This window comes from Pseudomonas sp. FW300-N2A2 (assembly GCF_017351735.1).
Classification (GTDB): Bacteria; Pseudomonadota; Gammaproteobacteria; order Pseudomonadales; family Pseudomonadaceae; genus Aquipseudomonas; species Aquipseudomonas migulae.
The window spans coordinates 356,013-380,953 of record NZ_JACNDU010000001.1 but is presented as its reverse complement, the minus strand read 5'-3'; the positions used below and the strand labels follow the sequence as shown (position 1 = coordinate 380,953).

23 protein-coding genes are annotated in these 24,941 nt (G+C 59.2%); 11 read left to right on the top strand and 12 right to left on the bottom strand.

Translation table 11 applies throughout. The features are described from left to right. The first annotated feature begins 39 nt into the window (after positions 1–39). Both J4E42_RS01520 and speB read left to right on the top strand, forming a co-directional pair. Positions 40–1,131: a polyamine ABC transporter substrate-binding protein gene (locus J4E42_RS01520; protein ID WP_008036664.1), complete on the top strand. Its 1,092-nt coding sequence runs from the start codon at positions 40–42 to the stop codon at positions 1,129–1,131. Between the two features lie 21 nt (positions 1,132–1,152). After that, positions 1,153–2,112: an agmatinase gene (gene speB / locus J4E42_RS01515; protein ID WP_207284387.1), complete on the top strand. Its 960-nt coding sequence runs from the start codon at positions 1,153–1,155 to the stop codon at positions 2,110–2,112. A 107-nt stretch (positions 2,113–2,219) separates the two neighbouring features. Here the strand turns inward: speB and J4E42_RS01510 are convergent, their stop codons facing one another. Next, on the bottom strand, positions 2,220–3,272 hold the full coding sequence (locus J4E42_RS01510) for an aldo/keto reductase (protein ID WP_207284386.1): 1,053 nt from the start codon (positions 3,270–3,272) through the stop codon (positions 2,220–2,222). A 191-nt stretch (positions 3,273–3,463) separates the two neighbouring features. Between J4E42_RS01510 and J4E42_RS01505 the strand changes: the two genes are divergently transcribed. The 5 genes from J4E42_RS01505 to J4E42_RS01485 all read left to right on the top strand — a co-directional run bounded on the left by J4E42_RS01505 (position 3,464) and on the right by J4E42_RS01485 (position 6,942). Next, positions 3,464–4,180, top strand: a complete 717-nt coding sequence (locus J4E42_RS01505; protein ID WP_008040237.1) for a YafY family protein — start codon at positions 3,464–3,466, stop codon at positions 4,178–4,180. A gap of 52 nt (positions 4,181–4,232) precedes the next feature. Then, positions 4,233–4,574 (top strand): nuclear transport factor 2 family protein, encoded by a 342-nt coding sequence (locus J4E42_RS01500; protein WP_008029932.1) that lies wholly within the window; start codon positions 4,233–4,235, stop codon positions 4,572–4,574. A gap of 30 nt (positions 4,575–4,604) precedes the next feature. Further along, complete coding sequence (gene zapE / locus J4E42_RS01495; protein ID WP_008040240.1) at positions 4,605–5,723, top strand: cell division protein ZapE; 1,119 nt, start codon at positions 4,605–4,607, stop codon at positions 5,721–5,723. Between the two features lie 18 nt (positions 5,724–5,741). Next, complete coding sequence (locus J4E42_RS01490; protein WP_207284385.1) at positions 5,742–6,323, top strand: DinB family protein; 582 nt, start codon at positions 5,742–5,744, stop codon at positions 6,321–6,323. Between the two features lie 127 nt (positions 6,324–6,450). Then, complete coding sequence (locus tag J4E42_RS01485) at positions 6,451–6,942, top strand: GNAT family N-acetyltransferase (RefSeq protein WP_008040243.1); 492 nt, start codon at positions 6,451–6,453, stop codon at positions 6,940–6,942. 106 nt (positions 6,943–7,048) lie between these two features. Here J4E42_RS01485 and J4E42_RS01480 read toward each other — a convergent pair whose 3' ends face one another. The 4 genes from J4E42_RS01480 to J4E42_RS01465 all read right to left on the bottom strand — a co-directional run bounded on the left by J4E42_RS01480 (position 7,049) and on the right by J4E42_RS01465 (position 11,910). Then, positions 7,049–7,249, bottom strand: a complete 201-nt coding sequence (locus J4E42_RS01480; RefSeq protein WP_008040245.1) for a hypothetical protein — start codon at positions 7,247–7,249, stop codon at positions 7,049–7,051. A gap of 98 nt (positions 7,250–7,347) precedes the next feature. Beyond that, the gene (locus J4E42_RS01475) at positions 7,348–9,582 is read right to left on the bottom strand and encodes a TonB-dependent siderophore receptor (protein ID WP_207284384.1); all 2,235 of its coding nucleotides are present in this window, start codon (positions 9,580–9,582) and stop codon (positions 7,348–7,350) included. Between the two features lie 202 nt (positions 9,583–9,784). After that, on the bottom strand, positions 9,785–11,527 hold the full coding sequence (locus tag J4E42_RS01470; RefSeq protein ID WP_207284383.1) for a phosphoethanolamine transferase CptA: 1,743 nt from the start codon (positions 11,525–11,527) through the stop codon (positions 9,785–9,787). A gap of 200 nt (positions 11,528–11,727) precedes the next feature. Beyond that, positions 11,728–11,910, bottom strand: a complete 183-nt coding sequence (locus J4E42_RS01465) for a DUF6026 family protein (protein ID WP_008029917.1) — start codon at positions 11,908–11,910, stop codon at positions 11,728–11,730. Positions 11,911–12,182: 272 nt separating this feature from the next. On the opposite strand from J4E42_RS01465, the gene gnd reads away from it, so the two are divergent. Genes gnd through J4E42_RS01450 form a run of 3 tightly spaced genes read left to right on the top strand, consistent with a single transcriptional unit; the run spans position 12,183 to position 15,504 of the window. After that, a complete protein-coding gene (gnd, locus tag J4E42_RS01460; protein WP_207284382.1) occupies positions 12,183–13,163 on the top strand; it encodes a phosphogluconate dehydrogenase (NAD(+)-dependent, decarboxylating) in 981 nt (326 codons plus the stop codon). Further along, positions 13,160–14,683: a glucose-6-phosphate dehydrogenase gene (gene zwf / locus J4E42_RS01455; protein ID WP_008029913.1), complete on the top strand. Its 1,524-nt coding sequence runs from the start codon at positions 13,160–13,162 to the stop codon at positions 14,681–14,683. Before gnd ends, zwf begins: the two co-directional genes overlap by 4 nt. Beyond that, positions 14,680–15,504, top strand: coding sequence for an HAD family hydrolase (locus tag J4E42_RS01450; RefSeq protein WP_207284381.1), 825 nt, complete (start codon positions 14,680–14,682; stop codon positions 15,502–15,504). The genes zwf and J4E42_RS01450 overlap by 4 nt, the downstream gene beginning before the upstream one ends. Before the next feature lie 97 nt (positions 15,505–15,601). Here the strand turns inward: J4E42_RS01450 and nhaB are convergent, their stop codons facing one another. From nhaB to J4E42_RS01435, 3 genes are all read right to left on the bottom strand, one after another. Beyond that, positions 15,602–17,104 (bottom strand): sodium/proton antiporter NhaB, encoded by a 1,503-nt coding sequence (gene nhaB / locus J4E42_RS01445; RefSeq protein ID WP_207284380.1) that lies wholly within the window; start codon positions 17,102–17,104, stop codon positions 15,602–15,604. 78 nt (positions 17,105–17,182) lie between these two features. After that, a complete protein-coding gene (locus tag J4E42_RS01440; RefSeq protein WP_207284379.1) occupies positions 17,183–18,472 on the bottom strand; it encodes a hypothetical protein in 1,290 nt (429 codons plus the stop codon). A gap of 282 nt (positions 18,473–18,754) precedes the next feature. Next, the gene (locus tag J4E42_RS01435) at positions 18,755–19,018 is read right to left on the bottom strand and encodes a hypothetical protein (RefSeq protein ID WP_008040259.1); all 264 of its coding nucleotides are present in this window, start codon (positions 19,016–19,018) and stop codon (positions 18,755–18,757) included. Positions 19,019–19,361: 343 nt separating this feature from the next. On the opposite strand from J4E42_RS01435, the gene J4E42_RS01430 reads away from it, so the two are divergent. After that, the gene (locus tag J4E42_RS01430) at positions 19,362–20,687 is read left to right on the top strand and encodes a sigma-54 dependent transcriptional regulator (protein ID WP_008040261.1); all 1,326 of its coding nucleotides are present in this window, start codon (positions 19,362–19,364) and stop codon (positions 20,685–20,687) included. Between the two features lie 69 nt (positions 20,688–20,756). Here J4E42_RS01430 and J4E42_RS01425 read toward each other — a convergent pair whose 3' ends face one another. The 4 genes from J4E42_RS01425 to J4E42_RS01410 form a co-directional block, all read right to left on the bottom strand. Beyond that, entirely contained in the window at positions 20,757–22,037 is a 1,281-nt protein-coding gene (locus J4E42_RS01425) for a transporter (RefSeq protein ID WP_008040263.1), read from the bottom strand. Positions 22,038–22,083: 46 nt separating this feature from the next. Further along, positions 22,084–22,824 carry a hypothetical protein gene (locus J4E42_RS01420; protein ID WP_008040265.1) on the bottom strand — a complete coding sequence of 247 codons (741 nt, stop codon included), beginning with the start codon at positions 22,822–22,824 and terminating at the stop codon, positions 22,084–22,086. 33 nt (positions 22,825–22,857) lie between these two features. After that, positions 22,858–23,538: a C39 family peptidase gene (locus J4E42_RS01415; protein ID WP_008040267.1), complete on the bottom strand. Its 681-nt coding sequence runs from the start codon at positions 23,536–23,538 to the stop codon at positions 22,858–22,860. A gap of 62 nt (positions 23,539–23,600) precedes the next feature. Then, the gene (locus J4E42_RS01410; protein ID WP_008040269.1) at positions 23,601–24,911 is read right to left on the bottom strand and encodes a hypothetical protein; all 1,311 of its coding nucleotides are present in this window, start codon (positions 24,909–24,911) and stop codon (positions 23,601–23,603) included. Positions 24,912–24,941 lie beyond the last annotated feature (30 nt).

Below are 24,941 nucleotides of genomic sequence, written 5' to 3'. Positions count from 1 at the left end.
ACGCATGCTGGGGCCACTTCCTCTGGTCAGGTGTTCGTCATGGCTCCTCTATTCAAGCTGTGTTTACCCGCGCTGTTCCTTGCCGCCTCCGTGTCGGCCCATGCCGAGGAGAAGGTCGTCAATCTTTACAGTTGGGCCGATTACGTGGCCCCGGAAACCTTGCAGCGCTTCGAGCAGGAAACCGGCATTCACGTGCGCTACGACACGTTCGATTCCTCGGAAGTCCTGGAAACCAAGTTGCTCACCGGCGGCAGCGGATATGACGTGGTGGTGCCGTCGTCCAGCGTGCTGGCGCGGGGTTTGGCAGCCGGTGCGTTGAAGGCTATTCCCCACGAAGGCCTCAAGGGCTACGCCAACCTCGATCCGGATTTGCTGGAAAAACTCGCCGCGGTCGATCCCGGCAACCGCTACGGCGTGCCGTACACCTGGGGCACGCTCGGACTCGGGATGAATGTGGAGGCGGTGAAAAAGCGCTTGCCGGATGTGCCGCTCAACAGCCTCGACTTGCTGTTCAAACCAGAATACGCCAGCAAGCTGAAAGATTGCGGCGTGGCGATCATCGATTCGCCGCAGGAAGTGATCGGCCTGGCGCTGCACTACCTCGGTAAAGATCCCTACAGCACCGACAAGTCTGATCTGTCAGCCGCCGAGGCGTTATTGCATCAGTTGCAGCCGAATGTGCTGTACGTCGCCAGTGGCCGGCAAATTAACGACCTGGCCAACGGCAGCGTCTGCCTGGCCTTGACCTACAACGGTGACGCGAGCATGGCCGCCGATCAGGCGCGCAAGGCCAACAAACCGTATGAAGTGGCGTACCGGATTCCCAAGGAAGGCACGCTGGTCTGGCAGGACAACCTGGCCATCCCCAAGGACGCGCCGCACCCCGAAGCCGCCCGCGCCTTTATCGAGTTCATGTTGCGTCCCGAATCCGTGGCGGCGCTGACCAACACGCTGTTCTTTGCCACGGCCAACCAGGCCGCCACACCGCTGGTGGATGAGGCAGTACGCAGCGATCCCGACATTTACCCCCTCGCCGATGTGCGCGAGCGGTTGTACGCCGACCGCAGCATGAGCCTCAAGGACATGCGTCAGCGCACCCGTTTGTGGACCACTTTCCGTAGCCGCCAGTAAATAAACAAGAAGGAGCACCTGATGGACGTCCCAGTGCAAAACGATCAGGCCATGACCCGCGACAGTCTCTACGGGACTGCCGCCGAAAGTACCTACGCCGGTATCACCAGTTTCATGCGTCGCCGGTACAGCCGCGACTTGCGCGGTGTCGATGTGGCCGTCAGTGGCGTGCCGTTCGATACCGCCACCAGCAACCGTCCCGGCGCGCGTTTCGGACCGCGCGGCATTCGTGCGGCGTCCACCGGGATCGCCTGGGAGCGGCATTGGCCATGGACGTTCGACCCGTTCGATCATCTGGCGGTGATCGACTACGGTGATTGCGACTTCGATTACGGCTCGCCGCATTCGGTGCCGGAAAGCATTGAAGCCCACGCCGAGCACATTCTGAATGCCGGTTGCGCCATGTTGACGTTCGGCGGCGATCACTTCATCAGTTATCCATTGCTCAAGGCGCATGCCCGTAAACATGGGGCGCTGTCGTTGATTCACTTCGACGCGCACAGCGACACCTGGCCGGATGAAGAGGGCAAGCGCGTCGATCACGGCACGATGTTCTGGCACGCGGCCAAGGAAGGTCTGGTGGACCCGTCGCGCTCGGTGCAGATCGGTTTGCGCACCACCAATGACGATCCTCAGGGCTTTCAGGTGCTGGATGCGCGACAAGTGCATCGGCGTGGGGTGGACGCGATTGTCGAAGCGATTCGCGCACGGGTCGGCGACAACCCGGTGTACCTGACGTTCGACATCGATTGCCTCGACCCGGCGTTTGCACCCGGCACCGGCACACCGGTGTGTGGCGGTTTGAGCACTGTACAGGCGCTGGAAATCCTCGGCGGCTTGCGCGGGATCAATCTGGTGGGGATGGACGTGGTGGAAGTTGCGCCGGCCTACGACAGTGCGGACATTACCTCACTGGCGGCGGCGACGTTGGCGATGGAGATGCTGTGTTTGTATGCGGCTAAGCATAAGGTCGATCAATAACCGTGCTAACGCCATCGCCGGCAAGCCGGCTCCTACAGGATTGCGCCGAACACAACAGGTGTGAACGCCGCAAAACTTGTAGGAGCCGGCTTGCCGGCGAAGCTTTTTCAGGCGACCGGGATTATTGGCAGGTCCAGGGTTTCGCCCCCGCTGAAACGTGCAAAAGAACCGGCAATGGACTCATGCGGCACCCCCTTCGCCACTTCGCTGATGCCATCCAGCCGCGACAACTGATCGGCACTCAACTGCACATCCAACGCGCCCAACGTCGCATCCAGCTGCTCACGCGTACGCGAACCCAGAATCGGAATCAGCGCCGTGGTCGAGCGTTTGGCTTTTTCCCGCAGCCAGGCAATGGCCACGTGCGTCGGGCTGGCGTCCAGCTCTGCCGCGACCGCGAGCAAGGTGTCGAGCAGGGCGGTTTCGCGGGCACTTTTCTCGGCGTGTACCAGCATGCCCAGTTTGGCGGCACGGCTGTTCTCGTCGTTGGTGCGGTATTTGCCGGTCAGGAACCCGCCACCCAGCGGCGACCATAAGGTCGCGGCCAGCCCCAACGCTTCGGCCATCGGCAGTTGTTCACGTTCAGCTGTGCGCTCGGCGAGGCTGTACTCGACCTGAATGGCGGCAATCGGCGCAAAACCGCGAACTTCAGCCAGCAGATCAGCGCGGGCGATGCGCCAGGCCGGGAAGTTCGACAGCCCGGCATAATGAATCTTGCCGGCGCGCACCAGATCATCAAAACCACGGAGGATTTCTTCCATGGGCGTGACACCGTCGCTCATGTGCGCCCAGAACAGGTCGATGTGGTCGGTCTTGAGCCGTGTCAGGCTTTCTTCCACGGCGCGGACCATGTTCTTGCGGTTGTTGCCGGTGTAGGAAATGCCTGCGGCCGGCGTAGTCCCCAACGTGTATTTGGTGGCGATGACCAGGTGATCGCGCTCAGCGGCGATGAATTCACTGAGCATGGCTTCCGACTGACCACCCTGATAGCCATTGGCGGTGTCGATGAAATTACCGCCGGCCTCCAGGTAGCCATCAAAGATGCGCTTGGCTTCATCGCGCTCGGCGCCATGACCCCAACCGGTACCAAAGTTACCGGCACCCAGCGCCAGTTCCGCAACGCGCAAGCCGGTTTTTCGGCCGAACACTTTGTAATGCATGGGATGACTCCTGAAGGAAGACGCTGCGGATTAATATAAATGTCGTAAGACATGTATTTAAGATGATGCTAGTCATGTATTCAGTCAAGGTGCTTTTTCATGAGTGGCAAAACGGGCCCGTGGTTACTGCCACTTTCTGACAGGGGGCTCTGCTAATCTGCGACATCCTTTCCGAAAAGAGCCTGCCGATTGTGTCTCGCACCACGCGTTTACTGACTTTGTTGCAAGTGCTGCGCGGCAAAAGTCGTCCGGTCACGGCGGCGACACTCGCCAGCGAGCTTGAGATTTCCGAGCGTACGCTCTATCGCGACATCGCGGAACTCACCGCACTGGGCGCGCCGATCTACGGTGAGGCGGGGATCGGTTACGTGTTGCGCAGCGGTTTGTTCCTGCCGCCGTTGATGCTCAATGCCGATGAAACCGAAGCCATCGTGCTGGGGCTGCGTTACGTGGATCAGCGCGGCGATGAAGTGTTGAGCAAAGCGGCAGCCGATGCGTTGGCCAAGATTGCTGCGGTACTAGCCCCCGAAGCGCTGGACGCTCTGCGCAACCCTACGGTGATGCCGGGCCCGCCCGGTTATGGCTTCGCGCCAAATGCCGTGCCGCTGAATGCGTTTCGCCAGGCGATTCGCGATCAGGCCAAGCTGCACATCGACTATGCGGACGCACAGCAAGTGCCGAGTCAGCGGCTGATCTGGCCGCTGGCGCTGGGGTTTCTCAATGAAGTGCGGATCATCGTCGCCTGGTGTGAGTTGCGTAGTGCCTATCGGACTTTTCGTACCGACCGGATTTCGGCGGCGAGCGAGCAGGGCGAGCGTTATCCGGGGCGGCGCAGCGATCTGCTGCGCACCTGGCGCAAGCAGATGCAACTGGATGAAGCCGGGCGTTTCACTCCTGACAAGAACTGACACAGGCGTGTTCTAGCATGGCGTCAGAATCAACCAACAAGGAGCTGTCACCATGTCCCATCCTGCCTCTGCACTGGCGCCCGCCATCGCCGCTTACATTGCTGCCGCCAATGCCCGCGACACCTCGACGGTCGCCAGTTTTTTCGCTGAGGACGCCAATGTGTTCGATGAAGGTCAACACCGGATTGGCACCCAGGCCATCGCCCAATGGATGCAAGACACCGCCCGGCGTTACCAGCCAAGGGTCGAAGTGCTCGACGTGCAACAGCGCACCGGCAAGGTGTTGGTGCACAACCTGATCTCCGGCACGTTTCCCGGCAGTCCGCTGGAGCTGCGCTACATGTTTCGCCTGAACGAGCAGGGCAAGATCGCCCGGCTGGACATTTCACTGTAGATGTCGCGTCACGATGGCATACTGCCGCGCATGAATGCCGACTCCCCGTTAAGCGCCTGGCAACACGCCATCGAACAGAAGGGCTTCGTCCAGGACGAAGCCCAGGAACATGCCGTCTGGGCGTTGCAAAAATGCCATGAAGCGTTGCATGAAGGTCAGACGCCGGTCACGGGCGTGTACCTGTGGGGACCGGTTGGGCGTGGCAAGACCTGGCTGATGGATCAGTTTTACCAAAGCCTGCAGGTCCCGGCCCGTCGCCAGCACTTTCACCATTTTATGGGGTGGGTGCATCAACGCTCGTTTCAGCTGACCGGCACCGCCGATCCACTCAAAGCCCTGGCCCGCGAGCTGAGCGAAGAAGTCCGCGTGTTGTGTTTCGATGAGCTGTTCGTCAACGACATTGGCGACGCAATCATTCTCGGGCGCTTGTTTCAGGTGATGTTCGAGGAGGGCGTGGTGGTGGTTTGCACGTCCAATCAGCCGCCGGACATGCTGTACGCCGATGGCTTCAACCGCGACCGCTTCGTGCCCGCGATCGAGGCGATCAAGCAGCACATGCAGGTGATCGCGGTGGATGGCGGCGAAGATCATCGCCTGCATCCCGGCGCTGGTTTGCAACGCTATTGGGTCGCCGCGCCAGGGCAACCCGGCGCGTTGGAGGATGTGTTCAAGGCCCTGACCGCCGGGCAGTCAGTCTCCAGTGAACCGATCAAGGTCGGTTACCGCTCGCTGAATGTGGTGCAGGCCAGTGAAACCGTGCTCTGGAGCCGATACGCCGATCTCTGTGAACAACCCTTTGCCGCCATGGATTTCATGGCCCTGTGCGACACCTTCAGGGCTATTCTGTTGAGTGACGTGCCCAACCTCAGCGCGCAAAAACGCGCCGGCCGCATTGCCCGTGGCACCGAAGACGGGGTCGAGCGGGTGGTGGCGGGTGATCGCGAGTTGCCGCAATTGTCGGTGCACGACGACGGTGTGCGGCGCTTCATCGCGTTGGTGGACGAATGCTATGACCGCAAAGTGCCGCTGTACCTCGAAGCCCAGGTGCCGATGGAATCGCTCTACACCGAAGGCTATCTGGAATTCCCGTTCCGCCGCACACTCAGTCGCCTACAGGAAATGCAGCTGCAACGTTTCGCCGACGCTTGAACCCAAGGAGCCGCGAACATGAATCAGCCCTTGTCCCACCATTTGCTGACCATGGCTTATCAGAACGCCTGGGCCAATCATCGACTGGCCAAGGCCTGGAGCCAGTTGAGCGCAGAGGAGCTGGCTGCGCCGCGCGTCAGTTTCTTCCCCAGCCTGCGTGCGACCCTCAACCACATCCTGACCTGCGACTGGTTTTACATGGATGCGCTGGAACGGGAGTTGCGTGGCGATGTTCCGCATCCTGAATGCACGGTGTTCTTCAACAAAGACGAGCCGTTCACCACTGCCGCTGACCTGCAGCGCGAACAGGCCCAGGTTGACCGCCGCTTGATCGCCTACTGCGAGCAAATGCGCGACGCCGACCTGGGCAAAATCGTGACAATCGCCCGAGACACGCCGCAATACGACAGCCGTTTGCGCCTGCTGTCTCATCTGCTCGAGCATCAGATCCATCATCGCGGGCAGGTACACGCCATGCTCAGCGGCACGTCGGTTGCGCCACCACAACTGGACGAGTTTTTCTGCGCCGGGGAGTCGGGCCTGAGGGCGGCGGATTTCGCCGAACTGGGGTGGACCGAAGCATTGATCTGGGGGTATTGAAAGCGGATTTTCCCTGTGGGAGCGAGCCTGCTCGCGATGGACGTCAACGATAACGCGGGCTTGCTTTTTAAACGCGGCGCTCTCAGGCTCATCGCGAGCAGGCTCGCTCTCACAATCGAGGATGGAAATGGAATCCGCAGAAATTCTAGTGCTTCAGGCCAGTTACACCAATCCGGTGCATGCCGAGGCGATAGGTCAGGTGTTGAATCATTACGCCGAGGACCCGATGGGTATCGGTCATTCTTTGCCGGCCGAGGTGCTGGAGCACCTTCCGAGGGAACTCGCCAAACGTCCCCATGCGTACAGCGTGCTGGCGTTCGTCGGGGGCGAGCCGGCAGGGCTGGTCAATTGCTTTGAAGGTTTTTCGACGTTTGCCTGTCGGCCATTGGTCAACGTGCATGACGTGGTGGTGGTGAAACAGTTTCGCGGATTGGGCCTGAGCCAGAAGATGCTGCAAAAGGTCGAGGAAATCGCCCGTCAGCGCGGCTGCTGCAAAATCACGCTGGAGGTGCTGGAAGGCAATGCCGTGGCGCAGTCGTCCTACGCTAAATTCGGCTTCAGCGCTGGCATGTTCGATCCGGAGCACGGCCGGATGCTGTTCTGGACCAAACCCCTTTAACCTACCGCGCACCGCGTTCTGTAGGAGCCAGCTTGCTGGCGATGGCAATTTTGAAGACGCCATCGCCAGCAAGCTGGCTCCTACAGGTCCGAGATTCCACGCCGGTTCAAGGCTTGTAGTGCTCGGTCACTTGCGCCGTTTGATCGTCCGGAACCCGGACCTCAGCGGTTTGCTGGCTTTGATTCTCCTGTTGGCTGAGCCGCAGGCTTTCGTAGTAATAGCGCATGCGTTCTGCGCCACCTTCGGCAAATGCGCTGACCGAAACGAACGTCATCAGGCCGGCAACGATCAAGGGTGTACATTTCATGGTTCGCCTCCCAAAACGGATATCGGGTGCTTTTCATCCATGAAGCAATGTCGCGAGAACATTATCTGCCGATTTCGTCGATTGGGAATTAACTGCGCCTAGAGTTTCCAGTCCAGGCTCAGTGTCACCGTACGCGGATCACCCCAATACACACCGTTATAGAAACCGACGTTGTCGTAATACTTCTTGTCGAACAGGTTCTCGACGTTGAGCGAGGCGGACAGGTGCGGGTCGAACTCGTAACGTGACATCAGGTTGACCACGGTGTACGCGCCTTGCCGGATGTTTGTGCGTTCAGTTATCACATTGCCAGCGGCGTTGCGTCCGACCGGGCGATTGGCGGCGCGGTAAACGTCACTTTGCCAGTTCACTGCACCGCCCACGGTCAGGGCCTGCCAGTCGCCAGGCAAGCGATACGAAGTCGACACCCGAAGCAGGTTCAGCGGCTGACTGGTATTGGTGCGTTTTTCTTCGCCATTGACCGAGTGGGTGTAGGTGTAACCGGCGGTCATGTTCCAGTGCGGCATGACCTCGCCGGAGAGCTCGGCTTCGAACCCCTGTACCTTGTTGCCCTTACCGCTGGAGGTGTAGAACTCCTCGCCGGTAACCGGGTCCGGCGGCACCGAATCGTCGCGTTCGGCGACATTGTCCTGTTTGCTCCAGAACACGGCGGTGGCGAGGTTCAGTCGCTCTTCCAGCAGGCTGCCCTTGAGGCCAAGTTCATAGTTGCTGCCCACCACCGGTTCGAGGTACTTGCGGCTGCTGTCGCGGTTGGTTTGTGGCTTGAAGATATCGGTGTAGCTGATGTAAGCCGTGTATTCGGGCGTCAGGTCGTAAAGCAGTCCGGCGTATGGCGTCCATAGGTCGTTGTGTTGCTGGCGGGTAACTTCGGACTCGCTCAACTGCAGATTGTCGGTGTAACTGTTAGCCGTTTTCGACGCTTTCCAGCTGCCATAGCGGCTGCCGAGGACGGCGTGCAGATCGTCGGTCAACGTCAGGCGAGTGGCCAGGTAACCGGCCTTTTGGCGGGTGTTGTCGCTGGAGCCACGCAGGCTGGTGACGGTGTCGGGGAATTTGGGGATGCCGCCCATGTACTTCCAGTCGGGTACGTTTTCGTAGTCCTTCGCGCGGGCGCCATCGACGGTGTGTGGGCTTTCGTCGCTGCGTTCGGCTTCGCCATACCCGAGCATCATTTCGTGCTCACGCCCGAACAATGAATAGGGTCCGGACACGTTGAAGTCATAAGCCTTCATTTTTTGCGTGCCGATCATGTGGCTGACGTTGGCGATCATGCCGCTGCGATCCGCCTCGGGGAAGCCGCCACCGCCGTAGTAAATCTTACCGTCGGTGTCGCTTTCGCGATGGGTGTAAGCCGCCTTGAGGTGCCAGCCCATCCCCAGTTGCTGATCCAGCGTGGCGAACGCGGTCTTGTCTTTCAGCGGCCAGGAACTCCAGGGTGTGGCCATGTTGGTGGAGCGGCCGAGGTTGGCTTTGCTGCCGTCCGCGTTCCAGTAGGGCACGGTCCCCCAGGAGGTGCCCTGCACCTGTTTGTCCTGATAGTCATAACCCACGGCGAGCAGCGTATCGTCGGTCAGGTCGGCTTCGAGAATCCCGTAGCCGACTTCCCTTTGCAGCTGATACTTGTCGCGTACCGAATGACTGTCGCGATAGGCCAGCACGCTGCGCCCGCGCAAGCGTCCGTCGAACGCCAGCGGCCCGCCGACATCGACGTAACTGTAGTAATCGTCATAACTGCCGCCGCTGACACCGGTTTTGGCTTCCCACTGCGCCGTCGGACGCTTGCGCACCATGTTGATGGTGGCCGAAGGGTCGCCTGCGCCCGTGGTCAGGCCGGTTGCCCCGCGCACGACTTCGATACGGTCATAGATGATGGTGTCGGAATCGGACTTCATGTAGTTGAAGGTGTTGAGCATCCCGTCGATCTGGAAATTGTTGATCGTGTAGCCGCGGGAGGAATAGACGACCCGGTCCGAGTCGTTGTGCTGAACCACCACGCCCGTGGTCTGGCGCATGGCGTCGGAGAGCGTGTCGAGTTTGAAGTCGTCCATTTGCTGGCGCGTGATCACGGACACCGATTGCGGCGTCTCCTTGATCGACAGGTTCAGGCGGGTGGCGGTGCTCATGGCGCCGGTGGTGTACGACCCGGTGTTTTCAGTGGTGCTGCCCAAGCCTTGGGCCGTGATGCTGGTGGCACCGAGTACCAGGGCGGAGGGTTGTTTGTCCGGGTCGGTTTCAGCCAGCAGGTCCGGGCTTAGTACGGCACTGCAAAACCCAAGGGTAAAGGTCATGGAACGGGTGATAGGCGCGAACATCGCGGCCGACTCCTTGTCGTCAATGAAAAAATTCCGTTTGTTCAAAGACGAAGGAGGGCGGGGGTATTTAGCAATAAACGAGAATTATTATTATCTTCCGAGTGAATTGTAGGAGCGAAGCTTGCTCGCGAAGACGTTGCCCCAGCCAGCATAGATGTTGAATCTGCCGACCTCTTCGCGAGCAAGCTTCGCTCCTACAGGTTTACTGCTGAGCGACTGCCGGGGTCGGCTTCACCTTGGGTTTGATCAGGCTGAAGTCGATCAGCGCTTTCTGCTCGCGCTCATAAGGATTGCCGATCAGCAGTGGGCGCGGCTTGAAACTGTCGCTGACCACGCTCTTGCTGCGATCCAGTTCATCGAAGCTCAGCCCCGCCAGATCGGCCCAGGTATGGATCAGGTGCGAGCTGCTGTACGGCCGCCCCAGATCACCGGCGAAGCTCCAGTCATGGCTTTCGCGCCATTTCGGCGAGGCCCAGGCCATGAATGGAATGGTGTACATCGGCGCCGTCGGCTTGGCTTCGTTGCGACCCAGGGTGTTGTGACCGGCAGAGTCGAAAACGTCTTCGCCGTGGTCGGAAAGGTACAGCAGGAAGCCGTTAGGATCGGTCTTGGCGTAATCCTTGATCAGGCTCGAAACCACGAAATCGTTGTACAGCACCGCGTTGTCATAGCTGTTGTAGGTCGGCAACTGATCGTCACGCACGCCAGCCGGAACGCCGTTGCGGTCCTTGAACTTGTCGAAGGTCGATGGGTAGCGGTACTGATAGCTCATGTGTGTGCCGAGCAAATGCACGACGATCAACTTGCGTGGCGCCGCGTCGGCCAGGGCCTTGTTGAACGGCTCGATCACGTCGCCGTCGTACTGGGCGGCGTTCTGGTTGCGGTTGTTGTTCAGGTACACCTGCTCGTCGGCCTGCTCGGAGAAGGTCGTGAGCATGGTGTTGCGCTTGGTCATGGTTTGCTGGTTGGTGATCCAGAAGGTCTTGTAGCCCGCCTGTTTCATCATGCTGACCAGCGACGGCGTTGACAGGTACAGCTCCGGGTTTTCTTCGTCGGCGAACGTCAGGACCTGCTGCAATGCCTCGATGGTGTAAGGGCGCGGGGTGATGACGTTGTTGAAGACCGCCAGTTGGTCCTTGAGCTTGTCCAGTTCCGGCGTGGTTTCACGCGGGTAGCCGTAGAGACTCATGCGCTGACGGTTGGTGGATTCGCCGATCACCAACACCAGGGTGGCGGGCTGATTGGCCATCGAATCCTTGAAATTGTGCAGCGGTGGAATCTTGCTCGCGCTGTCGAGCATGCCCTGCATGTCGGCCAGGGTGTCGAGGTAGCGGTGATAGGCCACGGCCATCTGCCACGGCACTGCCGGTTCGATACGGGTTTCGAACTTCTCGAAACCACTGGCGAAACTTCCGGTGTGAACGGTCTGCTTGGCCAGCGGATAACCCACCACGGCCACCAGAATGGCGGTCGCGGCGACCAATGCGCGACCACGGGGCATGTACACCGGGCGCAAGCGGGTCCACAGGAAATAGGCGAACAGCGTGTGGGCGACAAATGCCGCCACCATCCACCAGGCAAAATACTGGGTCATGTACTCGCCGGCTTCAGAGATGTTCGACTCGAACATGATGAAGATGACGCTCTGGGAAAATTCCTGCTGATAGATGAAGAAGTAACCGAGACTGGCCATGGAGCAGGCCCACAGCACCACGCCGATCAGCGCCGCCAATACACGCGTCTTGCGGGGAAACAGCAGCATCGGCGCCAGCCAGATGGCGCTCATGGTGAAGGCCTGGCGGAAACCGCTGAACCCGGAGGTGCCCGTCAATTGGATCAGCAGTTGGGTAATGCCGGAGAAATACCAGAAGAACAGAAACAGCCAGAGAAACCCTGCCCAATCAAACTTGTCCGCAGTCGAATTGCTGCGTTCATACAAAGCCATTGCGTGCTCCAGCCAGAAATCACTTCCACCGCCGGGACGGGAAGGTCGCCGACGAACAGGCGCCGCGCAGATACCGGGCGGCCATAAAGGACCGGAGTATCAACAAGGGCGTGTGAAAGTTTTGTGAGCTGCTGAGCGCGGGTAAATCGTGATGGCGTATCGGAAACAGCGATTGGCTGCTTCCGATTCAGGCGAGGGGATCAGGCGTGGGGGGCGCGCAAAGTGACAGGCATCGGCTGAGCCTGGATACCTTGCGTCAGCAGGCGCAATTGCTCGACTTCCTGTTTGAGCTGGTCGCGTTCGTCTTTCAACTGGCGCAATTCATCACGACGGATCGTGACGTAAAGGGTTTGTGCTGGCCGTGCTGCTTGTACTGTGCCCATTGCTCACCTCGCAAATGGCTTGCCTCAACTGTAAATCCGCCCCGACATCGGTGCTGATTTACTATCGGCGCTGATTTTGATTTCTTTTGTCCCGGAAGGGAACTTTTTTATTTTTCGTGGTCGTTGTGTCTTCGGCACGATTCCCGACGTTATCAATCAGGATCGGGCACAATGCCCGGAAACTTCATGCCAACGCTCTGGACTAACCCTCATTAGTCGCGTTGGGCTATAACCTTTGACACACATTTATTTGTAGTAGGGAGCATCAGCACATGCAACTCGGGATTATTGGACTGGGCCGCATGGGCGGCAATATTGCGCGGCGCCTGATGCTCAACGGGCACACCACCGTTGTTTACGACCGCAATACCGCCTTCGTCGACACCCTGGCCGCCGAAGGCGCCAAGGGCGTCATCGACCTGCCGGCCCTGGTCGCCGGCCTGGCCAAACCACGAGCGGTCTGGATCATGCTGCCGGCAGGCGCACCGACCGAAGACACCATCGACACCCTGAGCACCTTGCTTGAAGCCGGCGACACCATCATCGACGGCGGCAACACCTTCTATAAGGACGACATTCGCCGGGCAAAAACCCTCTCGGAAAAAGGCCTGCACTACATCGACGTCGGCACCTCCGGCGGCGTCTGGGGCCTGGAGCGCGGTTACTGCATGATGATCGGTGGCGAAGCCGAAGTGGTTAAACGCCTCGATCCACTGTTCGACACCCTGGCGCCTGGCATGGGTGACATCCCGCGCACCAAGGACCGCAAGTCGGACGACGATCGCGCCGAACGCGGTTACATCCACGCCGGCCCCGCAGGTTCCGGCCATTTCGTGAAGATGATCCACAACGGCATCGAATACGGAATGATGCAGGCCTTCGCCGAAGGCTTCGACATCCTCAAGACCAAGGCCAGCACCAACCTGCCGGAAGACCAGCGCTTCAACCTGAACGTCGGCGACATCGCCGAAGTCTGGCGTCGTGGCAGTGTGGTCTCGTCCTGGCTGCTCGACCTGACCGCCGATGCCCTGGCTGCCGATCCGCAGCTCGATAATTTCTCCGGTTCCGTAGCGGACAGCGGTGAAGGTCAATGGACCATTGAAGCGGCGATGGAACAAGCGGTACCGGTGCCGGTGCTGTCGAACTCGCTGTTCGCCCGCTATCGCTCGCGCGGCCAAGGCACCTTTGGCGACAAGATTCTCTCGGCCCAGCGCTTCGGCTTCGGCGGCCACGTGGAGACTGCGAAAAAATGACCCGTTTGATCCGCAATAAATCCAAGGCAGAACCCGCACCACCGACCACGCTGTTCCTGTTCGGTGCCCACGGTGACCTGGTCAAGCGCTTGCTGATGCCGGCGCTGTACAACCTGAGTCGCGACGGTCTGCTTGGTGATGGACTGCGGATCATCGGCGTCGACCACAACGCCATCACCGACGAAGCGTTTGCCCAGAAGCTCGAAGACTTCATTCGGGCCGAAGTGGCAAGCAAGGTCGGCAAGGGCGATCAAGCCCTTGACCCGGCATTGTGGGCCAAACTGGCCAAAGGCATCAGCTACGTCCAGGGCGACTTCCTGGACGACAGCACGTATCAGGCGCTGGCGGCGAAAATCGCCGCCAGCGGCACCGGCAACGCGGTGTTCTACCTGGCCACCGCGCCACGTTTCTTCAGCGAAGTGGTGCGTCGTCTCGGCGCTGCCGGTTTGCTGCAAGAGACGCCGGAAGCGTTCAGAAGGGTAGTCATCGAAAAGCCGTTCGGCTCTGACCTGCATACCGCCGAAGCCTTGAACGCATGCTTGCTCAAGGTCATGACGGAAAACCAGATCTACCGGATCGATCACTATCTGGGCAAGGAAACCGTGCAGAACATTCTGATCAGCCGGTTCTCCAACAGCCTGTTCGAAGCGTTCTGGAACAACCATTACATCGACCACGTACAGATCACCGCCGCGGAAACCGTCGGCGTGGAAACCCGTGGCAGTTTTTATGAACACACCGGCGCCCTGCGGGACATGGTGCCCAATCACCTGTTCCAGCTATTGGCGATGGTGGCCATGGAACCGCCGGCTGCCTTTGGCGCCGATGCGGTTCGCGGCGAGAAGGCCAAAGTGGTGGGAGCGATCCGTCCCTGGTCCACCGAAGAGGCACGGGCCAATTCGGTGCGCGGCCAATACGCCGCCGGCGAAATCGACGGCAAGCCGTTGGCGGGTTATCGCCAGGAAAACAACGTAGCGCCTGACAGCACGACGGAAACCTATGTCGCGCTCAAAGTCATGATCGACAACTGGCGTTGGGTCGGCGTGCCGTTCTACCTGCGCACTGGCAAGCGCATGAGCGTGCGCGACACCGAGATTGTCATCTGCTTCAAACCGGCGCCTTACGCGCAGTTCCGTGATACCGAGGTCGATGAGCTGCAACCGACCTATCTGCGGATTCAGATTCAACCCAATGAAGGCATGTGGTTCGACCTGTTGGCCAAGCGCCCCGGCCCCGCGTTGAAAATGGCCAATATCGAACTGGGTTTTGCCTACAAGGATTTTTTCGAAATGCAGCCGTCCACCGGCTACGAAACCCTGATCTACGACTGCCTGACCGGCGATCAGACGCTGTTCCAGCGCGCCGACAACATCGAGAACGGCTGGCGTGCCGTGCAACCGTTCCTCGATGCCTGGCAGCAGGATGCGAGCGTGCAGACTTACGCGGCGGGCGAAGACGGGCCGGCGGCGGCAGAAGACCTGCTGACCCGCGATGGTCGCGTCTGGCATAGCCTCGGATGAGTGACGAAACGCAACAACCCATCCGCTTTTTGCTCAGTGACATGGACGGCACCTTGTTGCTGCCCGATCACAGCCTCAGTCAGCGCACCATCGAAGCGGTCCGTTCGTTGCGTGAGTCGGGCGTGCTGTTCAGTCTGGCCACCGGCCGGCCGCCGAAAGCCATGCTGCAGCAGATCGAAGCCTTGGGCGTCGATCTGCCGACGGCGGCGTTCAATGGCGGCACCATCGTAAACCCCGACGGCAGTTTGCTGGTCGCGCATTATTTGCCGGCAACGGCCGCGCTGACCACGTTGACGCAGTTTGCCGATCTGCCGGACATCGAGGTGTGGGTGTTCAGCGGCGGCGACTGGCTGGTGAAAGACTCGAATGGCCCCATGGTGCCGCGGGAACAGCACGGCCTGGGGTATCCGCCCGTGGTGGTGGAGAGTTTCGAGCCCTATCTGGAATACATCGACAAGATCGTCGCGGCGAGCAACAACACGCAGTTGTTGATTGAGCTTGAGGCGCAGTTGCTGCCCAGGGTCGAGGGCCAGGCGCAGGTGTCACGCTCGCAGCCGGTGTACCTCGACGTGACCGCGATGCAGGCAAACAAGGGGGACGCACTGGCGACACTGGCGGAGTTCCTCGGTGTACCGCTCGGGCAGACCGCCGCCATGGGCGATGGCGGCAATGACCCGGCGATGTTTCATCGCGCCGGATTGTCGATTGCCATGGGTCAGGCGGAGGAGGCGGTGAAGCGTCAGGCCGACGTAGTGACCGGGGCCAATACCGAAGACGGCGCAGCGCAGGCGATCGAGCGGTACATCCTCAACGCAGGTTAACCGCGTTATCGTTCTTCGCGGGCAAGCCTCGCTCCTACAAGTTAGCGGTGAATCTGTAGGAGCGAGGCTTGCCCGCGAAGGCGTCAAACCTGCCAACTCAAAGCCAGAAACTCACCGCATACCAGCCCAGCACACCCATCACCACCGTATACGGCAACGCCATCCACACCATCCGCCCATACGACAGGCGAATCAGCGGGGCAATCGCCGACGTCAGCAGAAACAGAAACGCTGCCTGGCCATTCGGCGTCGCCACGCTCGGCAGGTTGGTGCCGGTGTTGATCGCAATCGCCAGTGTCTCGAAATGCTCACGGCTCATGTGGCCGGAGATGAACGCCTGTTTCACTTCGGTGATGTAAATGGTCGCGACGAACACGTTGTCGCTGATCGCCGAGAGCAAACCGTTGGCAATAAACAGCATGCCCGGTTGCTGATTCGCCGGCAGCGCCAGCACCCACTGGATCAGCGGCGTGAACAACTGCTGGTCGTGAATCACCGCCACTACCGCGAAAAACACCACCAACAGCGCCGTGAACGGCATGGCGTCCTTGAAGGCGTTGCCGATGCGGTGCTCGTCAGTGATGCCCGTGAATGCGGTAATCAGCACGATCACCATCAAGCCGATCAAACCGACTTCGGCAATATGGAACGCCAGGGCGGCAATCAGTATCAGCGCCGCCAGCCCCTGAACGATCAGCGCAGCGCGTTGGTGTGAGGTGCGTTGGGCGTTGTCTTCGGCGGCGTAATTGGCCAGCACCGCGCGCACGTTATCTGGCAGGAGCGTGCCGTAACCGAACCAGCGCAGTTTCTCCAGCAGCACGCAGGTCACCAGGCCCGCCACCAACACCGGCATGGAAACCGGGGCGACTTTCAGGAAGAACTCAGAGAAGTGCCAACCCATTTCGTGGCCGATCAGCAGGTTCTGCGGCTCACCGACCAGCGTGCAAACGCCACCCAGTGCAGTGCCCACGGCGCCGTGCATCAGCAAGCTGCGCAGGAAGGCGCGGAACTGTTCGAGATCCCCGTGATGCAGCGTTGGCAGGTGCTGGTCATCGTTGAATTCGCTGTCCTGGCGCGGATCATTACCCGAAGCGACACGGTGATACACCGAGTAAAACCCCACGGCGGCACTGATGATCACGGCGGTCACGGTCAAGGCATCGAGAAAAGCCGAGAGGAACGCCGAAAGAAAGCAGAACATCAACGCCAGCATGGCTTTGGAGCGAACGCCGAGCAGCAGGCGCGAAAACAGAAACAGCAGCAGGTCTTTCATGAAGTAGATGCCGGCCACCATGAACATCAGCAGCAGAATCACCGGGAAGTTGTGCAGCAGTTCGTCATACAGCGCCTGAGGCGTGGTCATCTTCAGCAACAGCGCTTCGACCAGCAGCAAGCCGCCCGGCATCAGCGGATAGCACTTGAGCGCCATGGCCAGGGTGAAGATGAATTCCAGCACCAGCAGCCAACCGGCCGCTACCGGACCCACGATCCATAGCACCAGGGCATTGAGAATCAGGAAACCGACAATACTGGCCTTGTACCAGCGAGGTGAGTGCCCGAGAAAATTATGCGCGAACGCCTGGGCCATTGAGCCGGACATCGGCTGCTCCTTGTATTAAGAAGCGCGCAACTTGCCGCAAGCGGTACGGAAGATCAAGCGCAGGAAAGCTCGGCAGGCCTATCCCAGATAGCGAGCGACGATTGCCCGGTAGTTGCCATCCAGCGAATAGCCGCCAACGACAATGTTGCCATCGTCCTGCACGGCCAGCGACGTTGCGGTATCCAGGCTGCGACCCAGACGGGTACGGACCCAGCCGATGCCTTTGCCGAACAGCTCGTCGAGTTGTCCGTCAGGGCGATGCCGGGCCAGGATGAAGTCGGCTTCGACACCGCCGATGGTCGCGCCAACGGTCAGCACACGCCCGTCTGCAAGGGCGTGGGCGGCGGTCCACTGGCAGCCACTGTGGCCGATCCCCAGCAAATGCGGCTGGCCACCGTTGCAATGGATGTCCGGGCGACCGTTGCTGTGTACTTTCAAGGCCATGCAATGCATCGGGTCGCGGCTGCTGCCAAAACAGTGCAGGTCGCCGTTGGCCTGCTGGACGACCTGGCTGACCTGAGCGTGACGCCCTTGTGCCATGAAACTCATGAAGCCATCCACGGCGAAACGGTCGTCCAGGCTGCCGTCGCTTAGATAACGCGCAAGCAGTCCTTCTTCAGGGAAGTTGATCGAGCCGCCCACCAGAATCCGGCCGTCGCGTTGCACCAGCAGGCTGCTGAGCCAGGTGTTCATCAGCAGGTGTCTGACCAGGACGAAGCCACGACCGTTGAAGGTGTCGTCCAGCGAACCGTCGGGGTTTAGTCGCACCAGCAGGCCGACGTGATCGGCCAGTTCAAAATGATGATTGGCCAGCAGGACCATCCGGCCGTCTTCCTGCACGCACACATCACAGGCTTCGGCGCCCGGTACGCCGGGGGGAAGCCAGGCATCCCGCACGCCCCGGGAAAGATTGCCCGGCAGGCGTACGACAAGGCGTCCGTTGTCGCCAAAGTCGGGGGCCGGTTTGCCTTGCTGATCGAACAAGGCGAGGGCAGGCAGTGTCTGGTGCTCATTTTCATAGTGCAGGCCGGCCAACAGAATGCACCCGTCGGGCCGGATCAGCACTTTGCCACCCATGGACTCGAAGCCGGGTTCGAACTGGCTGATGACACTGCCTTGTTTGCCGAACGCCAGATCCGCCGAGCCATCCGCAAGCAGGCGGGCCACACCGAAGCGGCTGCCGCTCGGGGTTCCGACCTTGGCCGCGACGAGCAGCCGGCCTTGTGAATCAATCGCGACGCCGGTGGCCATGCTCGACGTGCTGCCGGCGAAATACACCTGGGTTTTGCCGGCGCTGGCAAAGGTTTTGTCGAGCTCCCCGGCGGCGCTCAGCGTCGCAGGCAGGACCACAGCGGTCTGGGTTGACATGCACGCATCTCCTTGCGAGTCGTCTTGATCCAGGAGTTGGGGGGGGCGACTTATAGTAGAAACATTCAATCCCTGAATGATTGGTTGCACAACTGTAATAACTAACAGACGGAGGGTCGTTTTGTGCCAGAACAGTGTCTTTTCGACCCACTGACAAGCCTGCCAAGTATTTGGCCGCGTTCAGGTACAAATAAATGTTGTGCGTGTTGTCTGCTGGCAAGGCCGGCAAACTAACGATCATGGAGGAGGGTGCGGATTACCGATAAGTAATCCGCAAAAAGATTAGTGCGGCATCGACCACGATTGCAGCGTGTAACCTTCCTGGCTCAGCTCTTTACGGGCTTCTTCCAGAACATGTTCCAATTGTGCCGGGTCGGTATAGGCACTGCTTGGGATCTGCTTGCGAATGCAGGTGTTGGTGCGGTCGATGACGGTCAGGCTGAGTTCGCCGTTGCCGTCTTGTGGGGCCCAGGCCACGCATTGAAATGGCTTGAACGCGCGGTCGGCAATCAAAAGAGCTTCGTTGATACGGAGCGGGGCGGTCATGGGGTCTTCTCTCTGTATGCCCAATCAAGTGATGTGCCGTCGGTTGGGCTTACCGTTCGGCTGGTTACTTGTACTGATGCCCGCAACCGGTGGGTGGGTCACATACAATTAAAAGAATTTTCAACTTTCTTTCATCGGTTCGAGGTTTCGACGGCTTTTGAAAGCTGGGTGAAAGGTTCGAGTCGTTAGGTAACTAATAAAGTTGCTTCTTATAACTGCTTGCGCGCACTTCCTATAGTCAATCGATACAAGACAGTGTCAAATTCTTGCTAGTGTTACAGCCAGATCCGCCAAATGATTGTTTTTAATAAAATTTCATAAAATTTGGCGTCAAGGAACAGTCATGATCGAAGCGCCTGCGTTACGACGTCTGTTAGTAGTGGACCCTTGCGACGACTGTCATCGCCTGCTGCCAGGTCTGCGTTCTGTAGGTTGGGACGTTGATAGCTGTACGCTGGAAAATGCCGCTGACCGAACCTGCGACGTCGGCCTGTTGCGGCTCCAGCCTTTTCATCTGGAGCACCCCGATGCGGTCAAGGAACTGATCAGCCGCAGCGGCACCGAATGGATCGCTGTGCTCAACCAGGAAGTCCTGCGGCTGCAAAACGTCGGGGACTTCGTCTGCGAATGGTTTTTCGATTTCCACACCTTGCCGTTCGATGTCTCCCGGGTTCAGGTGACGCTGGGTCGGGCGTTCGGTATGGCGCGCTTGCGTGGTCAAGGCACGGTTCACATCGATCAGCCCGAACACGAGCTGCTCGGTGACAGCAAACCGATTCGCGAACTGCGCAAACTGCTGAGCAAACTGGCGCCAACCGAATCTCCGGTGTTGATTCGCGGCGAGAGCGGGACCGGTAAAGAACTGGTCGCCCGCACCCTCCATCGGCAATCCCAGCGCCACAGCAAACCCTTTGTCGCGATCAATTGCGGCGCAATTCCCGAACACCTGATCCAGTCCGAATTGTTCGGCCACGAGAAAGGCGCCTTTACCGGCGCCCATCAGCGTAAGGTCGGGCGGATCGAAGCGGCCAATGGCGGCACTCTGTTTCTCGATGAGATCGGTGACCTGCCGCTGGAGTTGCAAGCCAACCTGTTGCGTTTTCTCCAGGAAAAACACATCGAACGCGTGGGCGGCAGCCAGCCGATTCCGGTCGATGTGCGGGTGTTGGCGGCGACCCACGTCGACCTTGAAGCGGCCATCGAGAAGAAACGCTTCCGCGAGGATTTGTATTACCGCCTCAACGTGCTGCAAGTGGTCACCGCACCGCTGCGTGAGCGGCATGGCGACCTGTCGATGCTGGCCAACCATTTCTCCCATTTCTACAGTCATGAAACCGGCCGTCGTCCGCGCAGTTTCAGCGAGGACGCACTGATCGCCATGGGCAAGCACGACTGGCCGGGCAACGTGCGGGAGCTGGCCAACCGTGTACGTCGCGGGCTGGTTCTGGCGGAAGGGCGGCAGATCGAGGCGCGAGACCTCGGGCTGATTAGCCAGCATACAATCGCCGCACCGATGGGCACCCTCGAAGACTACAAGACCCGCGCCGAACGGCAGGCGTTGTGCGATGTATTGAACCGCCACAGCGACAACCTGAGTGTCGCCGCCCGAGTGCTGGGCGTGTCGCGGCCAACCTTCTACCGACTGCTGCACAAGCACCAGATCCGTTAGGGCGGGGCGAAATGAAAAGGCCCGCTGCGATGAACCTCGCAGCGGGCCTTTTTCATTCAGGTGTAGCGGTTAGAAGTAGTACGGGAATTTCAGGCTGAAGGAAAAGTCTGGCGCGTCGTCGGTCAGGCCGATGGCCAGGTTGGGGACGATCGTCAGGTTGTCGGTGGCTGCCATGGTCATGCCGATGTTGAAGTTGGCCGCGTTGTAATCGCTGTTGGAAATTGATTGCCAATCGCCGCCGTCGGGCTTGATTTTGCTCTTGCGGGCGAACTGATCGGTGAACGAGAACGACATACTCATCTTCTCGTTCAAGGCGAATGCAATGCCGGCGCCGACTTGCCAGGAATCGCCCAGTTTCACGTCCCCTTTCACCTTGGAGCCGACCTGAGGGCTGATGTCGCTGAAAGAGTCCTCCATATTGTAGGTGTAGGCCAGGGTGCCGAACAGCACGGCCGGGTCGAAGGTCTTGACCAGCGAGATACCCGGGGTGATCGACCAGACACCATTGCCGGTAGGCAAGTCCTCGGGGACCGCGAGGTTGTCGTTGTTCGGGTCTTCGACCAGTTTGATGCCGTAAGGGTCCTTGCCGGTCGGTGCCTTGACGCGCAGTGTAAAGACCGCGTCTGGCAGACTGACCGACTCATCCAGAAACTTGTAAGCAACGCCAACGTTCACATCGCCGATGGTCGGGTCGCGGGTGACGGTTGCGTCCGACGTCACGGGGCCAGCGCCACCGGCGCCACCGGAGGAATACGTCGACTCGCGATACACCACGGGGACGTTAATGTCGAACTGCCAGCGTTGCGCCACGTTGTAGCGGGCGGTCAGGTCCAGTGTCCAGTTGTCGGCCTTGATGCGGTCGAGGTTGATGTTGCCGAGGAAAATCGAGTCCAGTGCCAGAAAACCATTGAGCGTCAGCGCGCGTGTATCGAAGTGCGTGTAGGTGAGGCCGGTTTCGACACTGAACTTGCCGCCGCCGAAGAACCCGCTGGCTTCGTCATACAGGTTGGACACGCTTTGCGCAGGCTCGGCATCCTCTTTGAGCGATTGGCCGTATGAACTGCCTGTGGTGCCCGGCGCACCGGCGGCCACCGTCTGGCCACCCCTGGTCGGCTCGGCAGGGGATTTGGTCAGGCGTTTGGGGGCCGGTGTCGCAGGTGCTTCTTCTACTTGGCGAACGCGCTGTTCAAGTACCATCAGCGCGTTCTGTTGTGCTTCGTAACGCTGTTTCAACTCCATGAGTTCTTGTTTTAATGCTTCGACCTGGGGGTCCGGTGCTGCGTACAGCAATGTGGCCGGGGCCAGGCTACTCAAACAAACGATAGCTCTGAGCGTTATAGATCGGTGCATGGGTTAGCCGTCCCTTCTGACTGCATCTAATGAGACTGAGCGTAGATCAGAATCCTAGAGTGCGAACTCCTTTGAGTTGGTCCAGATTGCCGTTCATTGAACCGGTTGATGGCAGGTTGTCGCGCAGCACAACGTTGATCGACATCATGTTTCTGACCTGGTTACCACCGCCAAGCAGGGTCGCGTTTTGCATCAGCCCGCCTTGGGCAAGGCGCTGCACGGTGTTGCCCTGGTTGTTGTTGGCGATGATGTTGAGCTGCACGCCCGTGCCGGTGGCGGAAATACTCATCGCGCCGGCACCGTTGGTGTGGTTCAGGGTTGAGCCCGAGGCCAACGCTTGCCCCTGGTTGTCCATCTGTGGTGCCTGGCTACCTCTGCTGACGTTGAGATCAACGTTGTTGTAAGCGCTGTTGTTGTCGCCGGCAGCGCGCACAACCTGAGTGACGCCCTGGGTAGTGCTCAAACCGTTACCGCCGCTGACGGTCCCGGTGCCCTGAGAAACCGCCGAGCCATCGCCATTCCGATCGATCATCGACACATAGAACTGTGGCTTGATGGTCGTTTGTTGAATTTGCATCGAGGAGGTTGCCCCGATCACCTGACCGTTGGCATTTTGCCAGGTGCTGGTCATGACAATCCCGAAACTGATGACGCGCCCCGGCATGACATAGCGGCCTCGCAGGTTCGCCAGTTCCTGATCGCTCAGTTCAATAGGTTTGAACGTCTGTGCCTGGGTTGGCAGGCTGGCGGCCAGGCAAGCCACGGCCAGCCAGATTGGAGTCTTCATTAGATGCTCCCGGAGCGTCATGCTCCCTTGTTATTAGAAGAAGTCGCTTCGGATAAATCCGAAGTCCAACAACTCTGCGTCTTGCACCGGGCTGAAGGTGTCGAGGCGGTTCTTGGCGGTCAGTGGCACGGGAGGGTCGAGCAGCGCGTTGGTTTTGTCGTAGCCCTGGCCAATGACAGCAAAGATGATGCCGTTCCAGCCTTTGACAAAGTCGTCGACTTGGTAGCGTTTATGACCGAGTACCGGATCTCCGATGTATACCCAGCCCTTGTGGACTTTTTGCAGGACCACAAAATGTTTGTAGCCACGGATATCCATGAGGACCACGACCGGAATTCTGATGTCGTTCAGCGTTTCCGGCGCCACCCGGTAGCCACGGGCCCGCATGCCGATACTTTCCACGTAACGCTTCATGTCGAGCATGGAGAAGCCCTGAACGCGGACAAGGTCTTGATCGGCGTATGCCAGCATGCCTTCGATGATCTGTTCTTCGTTCACGTCCAGCCAATAGGCCTGGCGCAATATGGTCGCCAGCGCAGCTGCGCCGCAACTGAAGTCGGTTTTCTGTTGCACCAGGTCGGCAAATTTACGCTCGCGTATGCTCTGGATCGGCTTGTACACCACCGCGCCGCCCGGCAGGACGGAAAGCGGCATTTGTGCAGCCTCGATCACACTGGACACACAAAGCAAAAGTACCAAGGCGATAATGCGCATGGTGGGACGCCCTCTGGTTGTGTTGAAAAAGGCCCCCGTGAGGGGGCCTCCAGAGACAGCCATCAGAACGATTGGTTGGAAATGGCCAACGAGTTGCTTTGTTGGTTACCCACACCGGCAGCCACGTTGACGCCGAGGTTGCCACTGCCGCCATTCACCGAACCGCTAAGGGTTGCAGTGTTGGTGACAGGGTTAGCCCAGCCATTTGGGGTCAGGATTTGATAGGAAACAGTGTTGCTCAATTCCCATGCATTGCTTTCGCTGTAGCCCTTCTCTTCGTGTTTGGTAGAAGCGGACGATTTCTCGCCTGATTTCTCGAACGAAGAGTCAAACGATTTTGAGAACGAAGAATCGAACTTCTTCTCGAACGAAGAGTCGGTCGATTTTGAGTGCTCTGTATCGATAGATGCTTTAAGCGATGCGTCAACCGATAGGTCGACAGACTTGCTGCGAGTGCGATCGCCATAGCCGTTATTATGAGTAACGGTTTTGGTAACATTCGCATCTGCGGTCAACATAGCTTCCACAGCAGCATGGCTGGTGGAGCTCTTGTCGGTGCTTTTTGATCCGATTGCTTCAAAGTGCTTGGTGCCACTGACGTCAAAACTGCTAGCACCTTTCTTGGTCCAGTTGCTGGACGCGCTCTTATCAATGTTCAACTCGGAGTTATGACTGAAAGAGGAATTACCGCTTTTGGTTGTGGTTAGCGTCACCGTCGTCAGGGCGAAGTTCCGATCGGCGTTGTTATTCACTACCAGACCAGGACCATTCTGATCGGCGGAGGCGGTGGCTGTTGCGTTACCCAGCGGCGAATTGGAGTTGGCAATCGCCATGGTGTTTTTCTGTTGGTTCAGGTCGCCACCGGCAATGTTGATCCCCATATTGCCGTTGCCACCATTGCCCGATCCGCTCATCACGGCAGAGGCTGTGGTGTTGTAGTTGTCGACCTTGTTGTGGTTGCTGTACTGCTTGACGCTGGCAGTGGCAGTGGCAACCCCGAACACGAAGGAGTTATCCAGAGCGGAAGTGGCGCCAGCGTTCGCGATGGCGGCAGCGTTGTCCTGTTGGTTGCCGTCGCCTGCCGCCACGTTGATACCGACGTTGCCGTCGGCGCCTGTGGCAGAGTCGGTCATCTCTGCCTTGTTAATAGTCCCTTCGTTACGGATGCGATTGTTGGTGCTGCTTTGTTTGTCGTAGGCATTGGCAGTCGCGTAAACAGGGATCTTCATTGGAGGAGGATTGTGGTGACCGTTGTTATGATGGCCATTGTGGTGGTCATCGTGACGCCGATCGTTTTGCCCAGCTTGTACAGCAACAGCCATGACCGCAGCAATTGCGAAAACCAGAGGCTTGAGTGCCGTCGAAGGTTTCATGGTGATTCTCCGTACTTATTTTAGGTTAAG

Excerpts from the sequence above, each read along its gene's own strand:
- J4E42_RS01415 (WP_008040267.1), bottom strand. The coding sequence starts at position 23,538 with ATGCGCATTATCGCCTTGGTACTTTTGCTTTGTGTGTCCAGTGTGATC.
- zapE (WP_008040240.1), top strand. The coding sequence starts at position 4,605 with ATGAATGCCGACTCCCCGTTAAGCGCCTGGCAACACGCCATCGAACAG.
- J4E42_RS01470 (WP_207284383.1), bottom strand. The coding sequence starts at position 11,527 with ATGGCTTTGTATGAACGCAGCAATTCGACTGCGGACAAGTTTGATTGG.
- J4E42_RS01435 (WP_008040259.1), bottom strand. The coding sequence starts at position 19,018 with ATGACCGCCCCGCTCCGTATCAACGAAGCTCTTTTGATTGCCGACCGC.
- J4E42_RS01490 (WP_207284385.1), top strand. The coding sequence starts at position 5,742 with ATGAATCAGCCCTTGTCCCACCATTTGCTGACCATGGCTTATCAGAAC.
- speB (WP_207284387.1), top strand. The coding sequence starts at position 1,153 with ATGGACGTCCCAGTGCAAAACGATCAGGCCATGACCCGCGACAGTCTC.
- gnd (WP_207284382.1), top strand. The coding sequence starts at position 12,183 with ATGCAACTCGGGATTATTGGACTGGGCCGCATGGGCGGCAATATTGCG.
- J4E42_RS01430 (WP_008040261.1), top strand. The coding sequence starts at position 19,362 with ATGATCGAAGCGCCTGCGTTACGACGTCTGTTAGTAGTGGACCCTTGC.
- J4E42_RS01440 (WP_207284379.1), bottom strand. The coding sequence starts at position 18,472 with ATGTCAACCCAGACCGCTGTGGTCCTGCCTGCGACGCTGAGCGCCGCC.
- J4E42_RS01480 (WP_008040245.1), bottom strand. The coding sequence starts at position 7,249 with ATGAAATGTACACCCTTGATCGTTGCCGGCCTGATGACGTTCGTTTCG.
- J4E42_RS01510 (WP_207284386.1), bottom strand. The coding sequence starts at position 3,272 with ATGCATTACAAAGTGTTCGGCCGAAAAACCGGCTTGCGCGTTGCGGAA.
- J4E42_RS01475 (WP_207284384.1), bottom strand. The coding sequence starts at position 9,582 with ATGTTCGCGCCTATCACCCGTTCCATGACCTTTACCCTTGGGTTTTGC.
- J4E42_RS01420 (WP_008040265.1), bottom strand. The coding sequence starts at position 22,824 with ATGAAGACTCCAATCTGGCTGGCCGTGGCTTGCCTGGCCGCCAGCCTG.
- J4E42_RS01450 (WP_207284381.1), top strand. The coding sequence starts at position 14,680 with ATGAGTGACGAAACGCAACAACCCATCCGCTTTTTGCTCAGTGACATG.
- J4E42_RS01410 (WP_008040269.1), bottom strand. The coding sequence starts at position 24,911 with ATGAAACCTTCGACGGCACTCAAGCCTCTGGTTTTCGCAATTGCTGCG.
- zwf (WP_008029913.1), top strand. The coding sequence starts at position 13,160 with ATGACCCGTTTGATCCGCAATAAATCCAAGGCAGAACCCGCACCACCG.
- nhaB (WP_207284380.1), bottom strand. The coding sequence starts at position 17,104 with ATGTCCGGCTCAATGGCCCAGGCGTTCGCGCATAATTTTCTCGGGCAC.
- J4E42_RS01425 (WP_008040263.1), bottom strand. The coding sequence starts at position 22,037 with ATGCACCGATCTATAACGCTCAGAGCTATCGTTTGTTTGAGTAGCCTG.
- J4E42_RS01485 (WP_008040243.1), top strand. The coding sequence starts at position 6,451 with ATGGAATCCGCAGAAATTCTAGTGCTTCAGGCCAGTTACACCAATCCG.
- J4E42_RS01500 (WP_008029932.1), top strand. The coding sequence starts at position 4,233 with ATGTCCCATCCTGCCTCTGCACTGGCGCCCGCCATCGCCGCTTACATT.
- J4E42_RS01520 (WP_008036664.1), top strand. The coding sequence starts at position 40 with ATGGCTCCTCTATTCAAGCTGTGTTTACCCGCGCTGTTCCTTGCCGCC.
- J4E42_RS01465 (WP_008029917.1), bottom strand. The coding sequence starts at position 11,910 with ATGGGCACAGTACAAGCAGCACGGCCAGCACAAACCCTTTACGTCACG.